This is a genomic window from Rhizobium sp. WSM1328, from assembly GCF_057653715.1.
In genome coordinates this window covers 449,949-464,179 of the sequence record NZ_JBYGKO010000002.1, presented here as the reverse complement: position 1 = coordinate 464,179, position 14,231 = coordinate 449,949, and the positions used below count along the sequence as shown (strand labels likewise).

12 protein-coding genes and 1 pseudogene are annotated in these 14,231 nt (G+C 61.3%); 1 reads left to right on the top strand and 12 read right to left on the bottom strand.

Annotated elements, in window-relative coordinates; all coding sequences use genetic code 11:
* Positions 1 to 95: 95 nt before the first annotated feature.
* The 6 genes from AC2444_RS25695 to AC2444_RS25670 all read right to left on the bottom strand — a co-directional run bounded on the left by AC2444_RS25695 (position 96) and on the right by AC2444_RS25670 (position 7,101).
* Entirely contained in the window at positions 96 to 1,142 is a 1,047-nt protein-coding gene (locus tag AC2444_RS25695; RefSeq protein ID WP_128450175.1) for an ABC transporter ATP-binding protein, read from the bottom strand.
* Between the two features lie 13 nt (positions 1,143 to 1,155).
* The gene (locus AC2444_RS25690; RefSeq protein WP_128450174.1) at positions 1,156 to 2,856 is read right to left on the bottom strand and encodes a glycoside hydrolase family 32 protein; all 1,701 of its coding nucleotides are present in this window, start codon (positions 2,854 to 2,856) and stop codon (positions 1,156 to 1,158) included.
* Between the two features lie 2 nt (positions 2,857 to 2,858).
* Positions 2,859 to 3,752 (bottom strand): carbohydrate ABC transporter permease, encoded by an 894-nt coding sequence (locus AC2444_RS25685; protein ID WP_003562168.1) that lies wholly within the window; start codon positions 3,750 to 3,752, stop codon positions 2,859 to 2,861.
* Positions 3,745 to 4,677 carry a carbohydrate ABC transporter permease gene (locus AC2444_RS25680; protein ID WP_003550718.1) on the bottom strand — a complete coding sequence of 311 codons (933 nt, stop codon included), beginning with the start codon at positions 4,675 to 4,677 and terminating at the stop codon, positions 3,745 to 3,747. The genes AC2444_RS25685 and AC2444_RS25680 overlap by 8 nt, the downstream gene beginning before the upstream one ends.
* A gap of 73 nt (positions 4,678 to 4,750) precedes the next feature.
* Positions 4,751 to 6,043 carry an ABC transporter substrate-binding protein gene (locus tag AC2444_RS25675; RefSeq protein WP_128450173.1) on the bottom strand — a complete coding sequence of 431 codons (1,293 nt, stop codon included), beginning with the start codon at positions 6,041 to 6,043 and terminating at the stop codon, positions 4,751 to 4,753.
* 47 nt (positions 6,044 to 6,090) lie between these two features.
* Complete coding sequence (locus AC2444_RS25670; RefSeq protein WP_128450172.1) at positions 6,091 to 7,101, bottom strand: LacI family DNA-binding transcriptional regulator; 1,011 nt, start codon at positions 7,099 to 7,101, stop codon at positions 6,091 to 6,093.
* Between the two features lie 134 nt (positions 7,102 to 7,235).
* Here AC2444_RS25670 and AC2444_RS25665 point away from each other — a divergent pair.
* A pseudogene (locus tag AC2444_RS25665) lies at positions 7,236 to 7,554 on the top strand (transposase); the annotation flags it as partial.
* A 26-nt stretch (positions 7,555 to 7,580) separates the two neighbouring features.
* Here AC2444_RS25665 and AC2444_RS25660 read toward each other — a convergent pair.
* The 6 genes from AC2444_RS25660 to AC2444_RS25635 all read right to left on the bottom strand — a co-directional run bounded on the left by AC2444_RS25660 (position 7,581) and on the right by AC2444_RS25635 (position 14,054).
* Positions 7,581 to 8,330, bottom strand: coding sequence for a ribonuclease activity regulator RraA (locus AC2444_RS25660; RefSeq protein ID WP_113547325.1), 750 nt, complete (start codon positions 8,328 to 8,330; stop codon positions 7,581 to 7,583).
* 19 nt (positions 8,331 to 8,349) lie between these two features.
* Positions 8,350 to 9,513 carry a mandelate racemase/muconate lactonizing enzyme family protein gene (locus tag AC2444_RS25655; protein ID WP_128439842.1) on the bottom strand — a complete coding sequence of 388 codons (1,164 nt, stop codon included), beginning with the start codon at positions 9,511 to 9,513 and terminating at the stop codon, positions 8,350 to 8,352.
* A gap of 33 nt (positions 9,514 to 9,546) precedes the next feature.
* A complete protein-coding gene (locus AC2444_RS25650; RefSeq protein ID WP_128450170.1) occupies positions 9,547 to 10,644 on the bottom strand; it encodes an ABC transporter ATP-binding protein in 1,098 nt (365 codons plus the stop codon).
* Positions 10,645 to 10,655: 11 nt separating this feature from the next.
* Positions 10,656 to 11,546 carry a carbohydrate ABC transporter permease gene (locus AC2444_RS25645; protein WP_128450169.1) on the bottom strand — a complete coding sequence of 297 codons (891 nt, stop codon included), beginning with the start codon at positions 11,544 to 11,546 and terminating at the stop codon, positions 10,656 to 10,658.
* The gene (locus AC2444_RS25640; RefSeq protein WP_012755291.1) at positions 11,543 to 12,502 is read right to left on the bottom strand and encodes a carbohydrate ABC transporter permease; all 960 of its coding nucleotides are present in this window, start codon (positions 12,500 to 12,502) and stop codon (positions 11,543 to 11,545) included. Before AC2444_RS25640 ends, AC2444_RS25645 begins: the two co-directional genes overlap by 4 nt.
* A 73-nt stretch (positions 12,503 to 12,575) precedes the next feature.
* Positions 12,576 to 14,054 (bottom strand): ABC transporter substrate-binding protein, encoded by a 1,479-nt coding sequence (locus AC2444_RS25635; RefSeq protein ID WP_128450168.1) that lies wholly within the window; start codon positions 14,052 to 14,054, stop codon positions 12,576 to 12,578.
* Positions 14,055 to 14,231: the final 177 nt, after the last annotated feature.

Genomic DNA, 14,231 nt, shown 5'->3' with positions numbered 1-14,231 from the left:
CGCGGAAGCCGTCCGAGGATACCAGGTGTTTATCGACGGTCATAGCTTTTTGGCCGTCAAATGACGGACGCGGCTCAGCAGGAGGGGCCGGGGGATCAGTCTATGCGACTGCCTTCGGCGGAGAAGAGGTGGACTTTCTCGGATTTGGGCGCGAGGTGGATTTGATGGTCAGGTTTTAAATCCACCCGCCGGTGCAGCACGATGGTTGCCGTCTGCGTGCCGACACGCACCGAAAGATGGGTCTCCGCACCGGTTGGCTCGACAGTCAACACGGTGGCCGGAATGCCCGTCTTCGCAATGTCGAGGTCTTCCGGGCGGATACCGTAGGTGCGCGCCGCGCTTTGGCTCAATCGCGGCGGAAGCGGCAGGCAAACACCGCCTCCGATACGGAAGCCGCCGTCGCTGATGCCGCCCTCGAAGAGGTTCATCGACGGCGAGCCGATGAAGGCGGCGACGAAGGTGTTATCCGGGCGGTCGTAGAGATCGAGCGGCTTGCCGATCTGCTCGATGCGGCCGGCGCGCATGACGACGATCTTGTCGGCCATGGTCATCGCCTCGATCTGGTCGTGGGTGACGTAAACGATGGTGGTGCCAAGGCGCTGATGCAGCTCCTTGATCTCGCTGCGCATGGTCACCCGCAGCTTGGCGTCGAGGTTGGACAGCGGCTCGTCGAAGAGGAACACTTTCGGATGGCGTACGATGGCGCGGCCCATGGCGACGCGCTGGCGCTGGCCGCCGGAAAGCTGTTTCGGCAGGCGCTCCAGCAGGGGTTCAAGTGCGAGAATGCCGGCGGCCTCGCTCACCAGCCTGTTGATTGTCGCCTTATCGCGCCCCTGCAGCTTCAGGGCAAAGCCCATATTTTCGCGCACCGTCATGTGCGGATAGAGCGCGTAGGACTGGAACACCATGGCGATATCGCGCTCCTTCGGCGCGACGTCGTTCATCACGCGGCCGTCGATGCGGATTTCACCGCCGCTGATATCCTCTAGCCCCGCCAGCATGCGCAGAAGCGTGGACTTGCCGCAGCCGGACGGCCCGACGAGCGTGACGAACTCACCGTCCTCGATATCCGCGGAAACCCCGTGGATAACGGAGGCCGCGCCGTATTGCTTCTGAACCCGGTCGATTGCCACCGATGCCATTGTCTGTCCTCCCTCACAGTTTCAATTGCCAGACGCCGGCCCCGGCGACGGCGCCGGCGAGCGTCGCCGAACGTGCGGCGGCAAAGCTCGGAATGCGTTTGGACCCCGTCCAGCGACCGTTGTCAGCGAAGACCTCGATGGAGCCGGCATCGAGGAAGATGCGCAGGCTCGACGGTTTCGCGCCGGCGGCGACGTAACGCGGCGGCCTCATACCGGTGCGGGCGTCGAAGACAATCGCCAGACCATCGGCGTCGAGTTTCACGCCGAGATCGACATCCGGATGATCGAAGGTGAGATCGAAGGCGGCGCCCGGCGCGGTGAGATCAAGCACGATCTCGACGGCGCCGGTGCCGAGCGGCACGGTCTTGCCGGCGGCAAGCGCGGTGTCGTCCAGCAACCGATGGCGTAGGCCTTCGACGGCTGCGACCGGCGGGGTCAGCACGGTGTCGCCGTCGAGAAACATGCGGCGCGGCAGGGTCATGGCCGTCGGGAAATCGTCCTTCTTGGAAAAATCCGTCCAGTTGGCGAGCCAGGCGATGCCGACCGGCTCGTCGCCATCAACGAAGGCCTGGAAAGCATAGGCATCCGAACCGAAATCCAACTCCTGCACGAATTCCGCGACGAAGGTGCGGCCATCGAAACCACCGACGGTGACGGAGGTGAGGTTGCGGCGGCCGGTGGCCGGGTCGCGGCTGGTGAGCAGACCGAAGATCAGCGCCCAGCGGGTTTCTGCGTTTTTGCCGGAAAGCGGCACCATGCAGGGGCATTCCGCCGCCGTCATGCCGAAACCGTCCTCGCGATGGAGGATGCCGAGGAAGGTCCAGCCATCGGCGCCTTGCGCGTCTGCGGTTTCATAGAGCAGCACGACGCCGCCCTGCCTGTCGCGGCTGCCGAGCAGCATCTTCCAGCGCCCGTCCGGGCCTTTGAAGACATAGGGGTCGCGGAAATCGGTGGTGAGGTTCAAGCCTTCCGGGCGCAGCGGCATCACGATTTCCGACGGGTCGGCGACGATGCCGTCGCGGCTGACGGCGGAAAGCTGGATTTGCTCTTCCGGTAGACGGTCACGCACATGCTCGGTGTAGAAGACGCGGATCTCCTCGCCTTCCGGGCCGGTGCCGGGGATCGCCGAGCCGGAGAAGGCGCCGCCGCGGCCATCGTCCTTTTCCGCTAGATGCGCCGCCGGGAAGAGGAACATGGGCAAATGCGTCCAGCGGACGAAATCCTTCGAGACGGCATGGCCCCAGTGCATAGTGTTCCAGCGCGGCTCATGAGGATAGTGCTGGTAGAAGAGGTGAGCGTTTCCGCCGAACCGTCCAAAACCGTTCGGATCGTTCATCCAGCCGAAGGGCGGGCGGAAATGGTAGCTGTCGGGTACGTCGGGGGCGGAGGTGCGGGCATCGCTGTGCAGGACGCGGATGCCCGCCTTCATCACGCTTTCCGGCCGGAAGGCGTAAGCGACGGAGAGCGCTGTGGTTGTCGCATCGTAAGACAGCGTGGCACGACCGCCTTTCGCGAGCGTCACAGCGAAGAACTCAAATTCCCCTGCGCGGTGGGTCGAGGGCTCGCCGATGTCGTTGCCATCAACGGCGACGAAGAGCTTCGCCTCGCCGCCGGCATGGCGCGCCTTCAGCCAGAGATGCAGCACCGTGCCTTCGGGCAGTTCCGCTTCAATGGTTTCAGGTGCTGACGTTTCGGATATTGCCTGCAGAGACATGATCAACCTTTCACGGCGGAGCCGACGAATGAACTGACGAACCAGCGCTGGAAAGCCAGATAGAGAATGAGGACCGGGATCATCATCAGCACCGAGGCGGCCATGGCGCGGTCCCAGTAGATGCTGTCCTGTCCAAAAAAGGTGGCGATGGCGACGGCAATCGGCCGTGCATAGTCGGTCTGGGTGACCAGCGTCGGCCACAGATACTGGTTCCAGCTTTCGATGCCCATGAGGATCGAGACCGTGGCGAGCGCCGGCAGGCTGAGCGGCATGTAGATCGACCGGTAGATGCGGAAGGTCGACGCGCCATCCATTTCCGCCGCTTCATAGAGTTCTTTCGGCAGTTGCGCGAAGAACTGGTAGAAGAGGAAGACATAGAGCGGGCTTGCCACCCAGGGCAGGATCTGCACCGCGAAGGTATCCGTCAGCCCCGCCCGCGACATCATGACGACGAGCGGCATGATGATGCTTTCCTGCGGGATGACATAGAGCGCGACGACCAGCGCCAAGAGCGCCGCCTTGCCGCGCAGCGAGCCCCAGGCGAGAACGAAGCCCGCCATGGAATTGACGACCAGTCCGGAGACGACAGTGGCGACGAGGATCACCAACGAATTGAAGAGATATCGGCCATAGGCCAGTTCGCCGGAGAAATGGGCGACCTCCTTGTAGTTCGACAGCGTCGGGTCGCTGACCCAGAAGGCGCGGAAGCTGCCCATGTCAGCGAGGATGCGGAAGCGGTCGTCCTTCAGGCTGGCGATCAGCAGCATGAACAGCGGCGAGATCATCACCAGCGCGATGACCAGGATGCAGAGGCTCTGCACGATGCGCAGGCTTCTCTTGCCGTCGCCCCTTGCGATTGCCAGGGGGACGGGCTGGGTCAAAGCGAGATCAGACATCGAAGCGCCTCAGGAGTTTGCGTTGCAGGAGCGCGATCAGAAGAACGATGACGAAGAGGATGACGGACACTGCCGATGCGTAGCCGAGTTTCTGCTCCTCGAAGCCGGCGCGCACCATGTAGTGGACAACGGTTTCGGTGCTTTCGTTCGGGCCGCCCTGGGTGAGGATTGCCACCTGCGTATAGAGCTTGAAGGCCTGGATCGTGGTGATGACCAGCACGAAGACATGGGTCGGGCGAAGGCCGGGCATGGTGACGTGCCAGAAGCGGCGCAGCGCGCTTGCCCCGTCGATGCGGGCGGCATCATATAGTTCTTCGGGAATGCCCTGCAGGCCGGCGAGATAGATGATCATCTGAAAGCCATAGGCCTGCCAGGCTGAAAGCAACACGATCGAGAACATCGCCCAGTTGGGGTCGCCGAGCCAGTCGATCGGCTGAATCGTGCCGCCGGAAAGGAAACCGACGATCTGGTTGAGCGGGCCGCTCGGATACTGGAAAAGCGTGCCCCAGATGACGCAGACCACCACCATGGAGGTGATCGCCGGCAGGAAGAACAGGCCGCGCAGCAGGTTTTGCATCGGCAGCTTCTGATGCAAGAGTAGCGCGGTCAGGAAGGCGAGGCCGCACTGCAGCGGCAGCACCCAGACGGTGAAGCGCGTGACGTTCCACAGCGAGGTCCAGAACAGCGGATCGGTGAAGACGCGCTCGAAATTCAGGAGGCCGACGAAGCGCACCGGCGTCGGGCGCGGCACGAGCGGCTGGTTGGTCATCGCCGTCCAGAAGGACAAGAGGAACGGCGTGATCAGGAATATCGCCATAAGCAGAAAGGCAGGCGCGATCATCGCCATTTCCTGCCAGAGCCGCTTGTTGTCGCGGCGTTTGGCCGGACGTCGCAAAGCGGGCGTGGAGGTCTGTTGCAAAGTCATTGTTTCCTCCTCATCGGTCATCCTCCCGAGATAGTCCAGGGCCGGCAGGACGAGCCGGCCCCGTCAAAACCCCTTACTTCTGCTCGTCGAAGGGCGGGTAACCGGCGTTGTCCTCGATATCCTCGTCGATCTTCTTGGCAGCGGCCGTCAGCGCTTCCTGCGCGTCACCACCGTTGAAGATCTTGTCGACGGCCTGCATGAAGGCCGAGGTGATCGTCGGATAGGCCGGGTGCGGCGGACGGGCGATCGCGGTCTTGGAAGCCTGCTCAAAGGCGACGGCGAGCGGACCGCCTTCCGCATAGAGCGGGGATTCGGCGGCGAAGCTTTTCAAGCCCGGATAGGCGGACTGGGTCTTGGCGTACTCCCGGTACTCCTTGTCCTTCAAAAGGAAGCTCAGGAACTTGCCGGCGATCTCAGGGTTTTTCGAGGTCGCGGAAATGCCCCAGATCCAGGTTCCGTTCGGGCTCACGCCCTTGTCGCCGATCTTCGGCAGCGGCATGACGACGATATTGTCCTTCATCGCTGCCGACGCCTCCGCGTAGAACCAGTGACCGCCCATGGCGAGCGCGGCCGGCTGTCCCTCGGCGTAGAACTGGTTGGTGCCTGACGAAGTCGGTACGACCCAGCCTTTCTTCACCCAGTCCTGCATCATCGTCAGCGCCTTGACGCAGGCCTCGCCATCGAGCGTGCCGCTGGCCTTCCAAGTCTTGCGGTCGATCAGGTCGCAGCCGGCGCTTTCGAGCAGGGGGCCGTAGGCATAAGTGATCCATTCGGTCTTGATGCCGTAACCTCGGAAGGTGTCGATCGGCCACTTCACGCCTTCGAGCTTGGAAAGCTTTTCGAGATAGCCTTCGAATTCCTCGCGGGTCCAGGCATCATCGACCGATTTCGGGATGCGGGCGCCAATTGCTTCAAGATATTTCTTATTGCCGTAGAGCACGACCGAGGAGTCGGTGAGCCCGATCGCATAGAGGTCCTTGTCGATCGGATAGGTGCCCTGGGCGATATTCGAATCCGTCATGTCATCGAGCAGGTCCTTGTCAATCAGCGGCTTGACGGCCTGTAGATAGCCGGACCAGACATAATTGGCGAGGAACGGAGCATCGAGTTCCATGATATCGGGCAGCTGCTTGGCCATGACGGCGGCGCTGAACTTTTCGTTATAGGCATCGTGCGGCGCGTAGATCATCTCGATGTCGACATCGGGATTGACGGCCTCGAAGCGGGTGGCAACGTCGCCATAGGCCTTTACCCAGCCGGGATCACCCTGGTGCATGACGTGGATGACGGTCTTCGCCTCGGCGAAACCGGCGGTCGCGACCAGGGTAGCGGACGCTAGGAGTGCGGAAAGTAAACGATTACCCATCAAAATCCTCATTTCGTATTCTCCTCCTGTTTGGCACTATTCGATGTTCAGACGGATGCCCGTTCGACCAGATGGAACGGCAGTTTATGCAGATGCGGCGGTTCGGGCTGCTCGGCCAGGAGGATCTCCATGGCAAGGCGGCCCATGGCGCGGTGCGGCAGGGCCATCGTCGTCAATGGCGGGTCCAGCCGCGAGGCCAACTCGACCTGGTTGTCGAAGCTTGCCACCGCGATATCATCCGGAATGCGAAGGCCGGCGCGGGCAAGCGCCGCATAGACTTCCATCGCCACACGGTCATTGCCGCACAAGATGGCGTCAGGCCGTTGACCGGATTTCAGAAGCGCCTCCACATGAGAGGCAACAAGGCTTGGCGCGCGGTCGCTGTAGACGCTGCGGCGCACCGCCGGCAACACGCCAGCGGGATCGATGCCCCCCTCCTCAAGCGCCGCACGAAACCCCATCTCGCGTAGCGTGCCGGCGAGAATGCCCGGCAGGTTGATAAAGGCGATGCGACGGCGGCCGGCGACGAGGAGATAACGCACGATCTCCCGCGCGCCGCCCTCTTCGTCCGGGACCAGCGCGGTGACGCGGCCGGTAGCCTCGCGGCAGTTGATCATGACGCCGACGGCGCCCGCCAACTTGTCCGGCAGGGCGACATCCTTGTGGTACATGGCGGCATAAGCAACTGCGCGCGGCCGGAACTGCTGCACCTCGTCGAGCACCGAGCCGATAGACTGGCCGCTGCGGTGGTTGACCGCAAAGACCGCCATGCCGGCGCTGCGGGCCGCCCCGTCGAGGCCACGTAAGATCTCGGTGGCGAAGGGCGACGTGATGAGGCCGTCGGAGACGACTCCGACCAGCGGTAGCCAGCCCTGACGCACGCCACGCGCCGCAAGGTTGGTCACGTAGCCGAGTTCTTCCGCAATAGCCTTGACCTTCTGGCGCGTATCGTCCGACATGCGGGCGGAGCCGCCGTGCAATGCGCCGGAAACCGTCTTCACCGAGACTCCCGCACGTTCCGCGATGTCAGAAAGAGATACTGCCACGATCCTCGCCATCCTCCTTGGGTTATCGATTACCCAATACTCGCGGCGGACGTGTTTTGTCAAGCGGCTTTTACGCGCACTGCTCGGCGTTTCGAACACCTATCTGTCAATCGGCGAACAAAACCATGCGAGCCCAGTTTCGGCTTTCCGATCCGGTCCCTGGCGAGTTAAAAGTGGAAGCAGTGCATGATGCGTCGCGCCACAATCATCGATATTGCACGTTCACTTGCGATTTTAAACGCAGAAAGACGACCGCATTTGGCCGACCGGGAACCGGCGACCGCCAATGCCTGGCTGCTCCAGCAGCCCCAGATCGAGATCGTCGCACGAGACCGCGGTCGTGGATATGCCCAGACGGCCGCACAAGCCCTGCCACACACCGATCAGGTTGCCGACCGCCCGCATTTGATGGAGAACGCCAACCACGCCTTTCTCGACGCGGTGCGCAAGTCGATGCGGCAGGTCGCCGCCCGCCTCGGGTAATCGATAGGCTAACTGGGGTTCTCCAAGCGGTTTGTTTTGCGCCACTCTTCGTATTCTCCGCGGGCATCGTCATGCAGCGGATAGTATCGCTGCAACGACCCGCCCTCCATAAGCTTCACTCGCGAGAACTCCTCCCAATCGTGATGCTTTTGCGACTCTTCGATTACCTTCGCGGCCATTGCGACCGGAAGCACCACAACCCCGTCGTCGTCGGCGACGATGATGTCGCCGGGGATGACCGTGACACCGCCGCAGGCAATCGGAACGTTGACGGCATTGGGGTAGATGCTGGTCTGCACATGGTAGTTGGGCGTCCAGCCGCGCAGCCAAAGGGGGAGATCCAGCTTCTCGACATTGGGCCGATCGCGCATGCAGCCATCGATCACGATGCCAGCGCCGCCTCTGCCTTTGAAATACGTCGACATCATATCGCCGAAGACACCCGAACTCATATCGCCGCGCGCGTCGACCACGACCACATCGCCCTCCTGCGCGTGATAGAGCACGTGCCGGTGCAACTGCGTCTCCGGATCGGCATATTCTCCCTCGGTGAAGAGGTCTGGCCGCTGCGGCATGAACTGGAGCGTCAGCGCTGGCCCAACGATCGACTTCCCGCGGTTCTGCGGCACGGGACCGACCATGTGCGGATTGCGGAAGCCCATGTGGCCAAGCGTGCCGGAAACCGTCGCGGCGCCGATTTCCTTCAGTGCGTCGATCATATCTTTGGGCGGTCGCGTAATGTCGGGAGTATGCGTCATTTTAGACTCCGGTGATGATCTACCAGTTCGTAACAGAACCGTCGCGGCGCTTCAGGTGAGGTGCTTCCCAGAACCGAAAGCTCTCCGCCTTGACCGCCTCTTCGTTGACCTCGACGCCGAGCCCCGGCAGATCGCTGACCGGATAGTCGGGGCCGTCAAGCCGCGGCTGCACGGGGAAAAACTCGGAATTGTCGAAGCCGAGCTTTGCTTCGGGCGCCCTGGTCTCGAGCCAAGCGAAATTCGCCACCGCGGCGGCGAGATGGATGGTCGCGGCCGTGCAGACTGGGCCGAGTGGATTGTGCGGCATCAGGTCCACATAATGCGCCTCGCTCCAACCAGCGACCTTCATCGCTTCGGTGAGCCCGCCAACATTGCAAATATCGAGCCGGTTGAACTGATGGATGCCACGCTCGATGTAGGGCAGGAACTGCCACTTGCTGGCAAATTCCTCGCCGATGGCGAACGGGATGTCGGTCATCGTGCGCAGGGATTCGTAAGCCTCCGGTGTCTCGTCTCGTATCGGCTCTTCGAGGAAATCAATCACGCCACGGCCGAGCTTGTTACAGAAGCTCGCCGCCTCTGCCACCGACAGCCGATGATGATAGTCGATGCCGAGGACGACGTCGTCGCCCAGCGCCTCGCGCGCCTTGTTTAGCATCGTTGCGGTAGCGCCGATCGACTCCCGCGGCTCAAAGAAGTCCTTGCTGTTTTGCCCGATGGGGAAGAAGCGGATCGCCTGCCATCCTTGTGCGCGTAGTTCGCGGGCTCGTTCGATGGCAACATCGCCCTCGGCCTCGTCACCGGTCGAGGCGAAGGTAGGAATGCGGTCGCGCTGCTTGCCGCCCAGCAGGTCGTAGGCCGGCACTCCCAGCGCCTTGCCCTTGATGTCGTGAAGGGCAATGTCGATGGCGGAAATCGCCGCCTGGAGAACGCGTCCGCCTTCGAAATATTGGCTACGATAGACTTCTTGCCAGATCCGACCAATCTGCATCGCGTCGCGGCCGATGAGAAACTCGCGATAGTGCTCGATCGCGCCGGCCACGGCCTTCTCGCGACCGCTCAAGCCGCTCTCGCCCCAGCCGAAGATGCCGTTGTCAGTCTCGACCTTGACCAGCATCTGGTTGCGCGTTCCTACCCATACTGGATAGGGCTTGATCGCCGTGATTTTAAGCTTCGTAGTCATCCACGCCCTCGTTTCACACGCATCCGCTTGGTCTCAGTTGGCCTTGAGGGCCATTTCTGTTTCGCCGTCGAACAGATGCATCCGCTCCTGGTCGAACTCGAGCCAAATCTGCTCGTCGGGCGCAACGGCAATGGTCGGCGGCACGCTGACGTTGACGATGGCGCCAGACAGCAACGCCTGTACGAAGGTGACGTCTCCGGTCGGCTCCACCGTATATGCCTTAGCAGGGATGCTTCCTGGCACCGCACTCTTGTGCAGCTTGATCGCCGAGTGACGTGCGCCGAGCACGACTTTCTTAGTTGTTGCCCTTGAGACCTTCTGGGCGTTGTGTGGCGAGAGCTCGAAGTGCCAGCCCTCCGCGCTGGTCAACACAGTGTTGCCGCTTGCCGTTGATGCCTCCAGCGGAACAAGGCTCATCGCCGGGCTGCCGACGAAGCTGGCGACGAACATGTTCACCGGATGGGCGAAGACCTGCGCCGGTGAATCGTATTGCTGCAGGTAGCCGCCGTTCATCACCGCCATCCTGTCGGCCATGGTCACCGCTTCGAGCTGGTCGTGCGTCACGTAGATGATCGTCGCCTTGAGGTCCTGGTGAAAACGCTTGATCTCTGAGCGCATCTGCACGCGCAGCTTTGCGTCGAGGTTGGAGAGTGGTTCATCCATCAGAAATACCGCCGGATCGCGAACGAGGGCACGGCCGAGCGCCACGCGCTGCTGTTGCCCGCCCGAAAGTTCGCGCGGCTTGCGCTCGAGCAGCTGCGTCATGTCGAGCACGCGCGCTGCTTCCTTGACCTTCCTGTCGATCTCGTCCCTTGGCAGTTTGCGCATCTGCAGCGGAAACGCCAGGTTCTTGTAGACCGATTTCTGCGGATAGAGCGCGTAGTTCTGGAACACCATTGCGATGTCCCGGTCCTTGGGGTCGAGGTCGTTGACCACTCGGTCGCCGATGACGATGTCGCCGGATGTGATGGGGATGAGCCCCGCCACAAGATTGAGCGTGGTTGTCTTGCCGCAGCCTGAAGGGCCGACAAGCGCAACGAATTCGCCGTCGTTGACCGTCAGCGAAACGTTGTTGACAGCTTTGAAGCTGCCATAGGTCTTGACCAGATCGTTAAGGACCACGTGGGCCACCGGCAACTCCTCTAGTGCTTGACTGCGCCTTCCGTGAGGGCGCGTACGAAGTATCGTTGCAGGACGAGGAACAGGACCACGACGGGCACGCTCATCATAAAGCTGGCCGCCATCAGGCCCGGAAAGTCCGTCGTATTTTCCGAAAAGAAGCGCTGGATGCCGACCGGCAGCGTCAACTGCTCGTTCTTGGAGAGGAAGGTGTATGCGTAGATGTATTCGTTCCACGCGCCGATAAAGGAATAGATCGCCGTGGCGATGATTCCTGGCGTCGAGAGCGGCATCACGATCAGGACAAAGGCCTGGAACCGCGTCGCGCCGTCGATGCGCGCCGCCTGCTCGAGCTGCACCGGAATGTTGTCGTAGAAGCCCTTGAGGAGCCAGATTGCCAGCGGCAGGCCAAATGTGAGGTAGGTGAGGACGAGCGACGCATGCGTGTTCACCAGCCCGATCGCGCGCATAAGGATGAAGAGCGGCACGAGAAAGATCACGGCCGGGAACATGTTGCGAAGCAAGACGGCGAAGAACAGAAAGTTTCGGCCCGGGAAGGTGAAGCGCGAAAACGCGTAGGCCGCAGGTACTGCCACGATGACCGAAAGGATGGTCGTGGCGGTGGAGACGAAAAGGCTGTTCCAGAAGAAGCGGAGGAAGTCCTGGCCGACGCTGTTTTGCGGATCGAGCAGTTTCTGGTAGCTGGCAAGGGTGGGTTGGTCAGGCCACCATTGCGGCGGGAATTGCATGGCCGCGAAGCCGGACTTGATCGAGGTGATCAGCATCCAGATCATCGGCAACGCCGTGTAAAGCATCATGAACACGAGGAAGATGCGTCCGCCCCACCGCCATCCGTCTATGCGCATACGGCGACGGGCTTTGACCCGAGGAGCAGTCTCGGCAATCGTGCTCATGCGCTCCCATCCTTCCGCTCGTTACCGCTCAGAGCACGGACGTAAAAGTAGCCGAACGACATCAGGATAAGGAACAGCAGCACCGAATAGGCCGATGCCACCCCCCAGCGCTGGCGGCCGAAGGCGAGCTCATAAATGTGCGTGATCCAGATATGCGATGCGTTCGACGGCCCGCCGCCGGTCATGATCCAGGGGATGATGAATGAATTGAAGTTGGCCACTGCCAGCAGAAGGATCGTCACCGTCGAAACGTTTCTCAAATGCGGGAAAGTGACGTGCCAGAACCGCTGCCATGCATTGGCTCCGTCAACTTTTGCGGCGCGCAGCAGCTGATCGGGAACCGTCTGCAGGCCAGCCATCATCATGATCATGGCAAACGGAAACTCCCGCCAGATATTGACGACGATCAGGGAGGGCAGCACTGTGCTGACGCTGTCGATGAAATTCGGCGGCCTGTCGGCCAATCCGAGGCCGACCAGCACCGCGCCAATGATTCCAAAGTCCGAATGGTAGATCCACTTCCAGATATAGGACGCGGCGACCGCGCTGATGACCCAGGGAATGATCAGGATGGCCCGCAGGATGCCGCGGCCGACAAAGTCGCGATGAAGCGCCAGGGCGCAGGCAAACCCCAGGACAAATGAGATCAAAGTGGATCCTAAAGTCCAGATCAGAGTGTTCGAGGTGACTGTCCAGAACACCGGACTTGTGAGGATGGCAGTGTAGTTGTCGAAGCCGATAAAAATCTTGTCGCGGAGCTGCAGGCCAGGCGGTGTGTTGAAGAACGACAGCTCAATCGTATAGTAGATCGGATAGGCTATGACGATGAGCATCACGGCGATCGCGGGAAGCACGTACGCGTAGTCAGCGCGATGCTCCCAAATCTTTCGCAGCACGCCGTGCCCGTCAGGTTGCAGTCTTCGGCGCGCCTCGGCCTTGCCAGTCAAGATCGTCACTGTGCCCTGCCCCTATTCTTCGGAAGAAACCGGCTGCGATCGAGGCGCAGCCGGTCAGATCGGCAGGCGTGGACTAGAGTCCGCCATCCGTTAGGTCTTTGACCTTCTTGGCTGCGTCGTCCGCTGCCTGGTCGACAGTCATGGCTCCGGTGAGGGCATTCTGCAGCATGTCCGGGACGATGATGTTCATGATCTCGGGGGACTGTGGCAGCGCCGGAAACGGGATCCCGTATGGCAGCATCGAAGTCGTGACATCAAGGAACTTGATACTGTCCAGACGCTCCTTCATCCATTTGGTCTTGAAGCCGTTAAGGTTTCCCGGGTTCGAGCCGGCATAAGCCATTTTCAGCGACCATTCGGGGCTCGCCCACATGCAACTGATAGCCTTTGCAGCCGGCTCGTCGACCTTGCCGCCCTCGACATATTCGGGCTTCAGGATGTGAATGTTCGAGCCGCCAAACACGACGGCACGCTTGCCGTCGGGGCCAGTCGGAATCAGGCCGTAGCGCATATTATCGATGACGGTCTGCGCTTTGTCCTTGTCGCTGCCCGTCGTCTTTTTCTGCAGGTCAAGCATGACGTTGTAGTCGGAGGGGTGCGAGACCATCATGCCGAGCTGGCCAGCGAGGAAGAGGGGCTGGTTATCCGCCTGCTGATTGGTGAGCGCCGAAACCGGAACCGACTTGTCGCGAACATACATATCGTAGGAGGCTTGCAATGCCGCTTTGCTCTGCGGGCTATCGAGCTGGACCTGCTTGTAGGTCGGGTTGGCGGTAGCTTCGTCGAAGACGCCGCCGCCATAGGCCCACAGCTGCGGCATGAAGCGATACGGCGTATTGCCGGCGTTCTTGCGCGCCACGAGGCCGTAACCGGCAATGCCGAGCTTGTCGTGGATCTGCTTGGAATATTTGACGACGTCGTCCCAGGTTGCCGGAGCCTTTTCCGGATCGAGGCCTGCACGCTTGAAGACGTCGGCGTTCCAGATGAACGCCATCGTCTCGTTGTTGGTCGGGATGCCGTAGGTCACTCCCTCCCAGGTTACGGCCTTCATTGCACCGGGCCAGAAGTCCTCGGTCGAATACCCGACGTCCTCGGGTTTGAGCGGTTCCAGATAGCCCTTCGAGGCGAACTCGGTGCCGCCCAGGATTTGTAGGCGCACCGCCATTGGCGCTGCATTGCCAAGGAGCGCGGTGCGAAACTTGTCCAGCAGGTCGTTATAGGTGAGGGCTTGTTCCTCAAGCTGGATGTTTGGATAGGTCTTGCGGAAGGTCTCGAAGAACTCCTTGTAATACTGGCGCAGGAGATCGGGGTCACCCTCGAACACGCCCTGATACCAGAAAGTCAGTCGCCCCTTGTAGTCGAGCGGGGTGACCTTGGCGCAATCGCCCGCCGTGTCAAACTCCTGTGTGCCGGCAATGGAGCGCACATATTCCGGCGACCACTTGCTTAAGTCGACCGGCGCACCCAGAGCGGACGCAGACATCAACGATGCCATCAAAGCAGTGCAGACAGTGCCGCGCAGTACCGCACGGCCGAGTGAAATCCTCGTCATAAGGTATCCTCCAGCTTCTCCCATGCCGCTCTGCGTCGAGGCGAGCGGTCTTGCTCCCTGGCCGCGGGACTTTCCACCCAATGTATCCCTTTGGCCTAATTATACGTTTTCAGATTGTAGATTGCCTGTCAATTGATTAAATCGTACATTGTTTCGAGAAGGCTGGCGTGATATCCG

Coding starts and splice junctions, on each gene's coding strand:
- AC2444_RS25685 (WP_003562168.1), bottom strand. CDS start 3,752: ATGTCTGATCTCGCTTTGACCCAGCCCGTCCCCCTGGCAATCGCAAGG.
- AC2444_RS25645 (WP_128450169.1), bottom strand. CDS start 11,546: ATGAGCACGATTGCCGAGACTGCTCCTCGGGTCAAAGCCCGTCGCCGT.
- AC2444_RS25655 (WP_128439842.1), bottom strand. CDS start 9,513: ATGACTACGAAGCTTAAAATCACGGCGATCAAGCCCTATCCAGTATGG.
- AC2444_RS25635 (WP_128450168.1), bottom strand. CDS start 14,054: ATGACGAGGATTTCACTCGGCCGTGCGGTACTGCGCGGCACTGTCTGC.
- AC2444_RS25680 (WP_003550718.1), bottom strand. CDS start 4,677: ATGACTTTGCAACAGACCTCCACGCCCGCTTTGCGACGTCCGGCCAAA.
- AC2444_RS25670 (WP_128450172.1), bottom strand. CDS start 7,101: ATGGCGAGGATCGTGGCAGTATCTCTTTCTGACATCGCGGAACGTGCG.
- AC2444_RS25695 (WP_128450175.1), bottom strand. CDS start 1,142: ATGGCATCGGTGGCAATCGACCGGGTTCAGAAGCAATACGGCGCGGCC.
- AC2444_RS25690 (WP_128450174.1), bottom strand. CDS start 2,856: ATGTCTCTGCAGGCAATATCCGAAACGTCAGCACCTGAAACCATTGAA.
- AC2444_RS25675 (WP_128450173.1), bottom strand. CDS start 6,043: ATGGGTAATCGTTTACTTTCCGCACTCCTAGCGTCCGCTACCCTGGTC.
- AC2444_RS25660 (WP_113547325.1), bottom strand. CDS start 8,330: ATGACGCATACTCCCGACATTACGCGACCGCCCAAAGATATGATCGAC.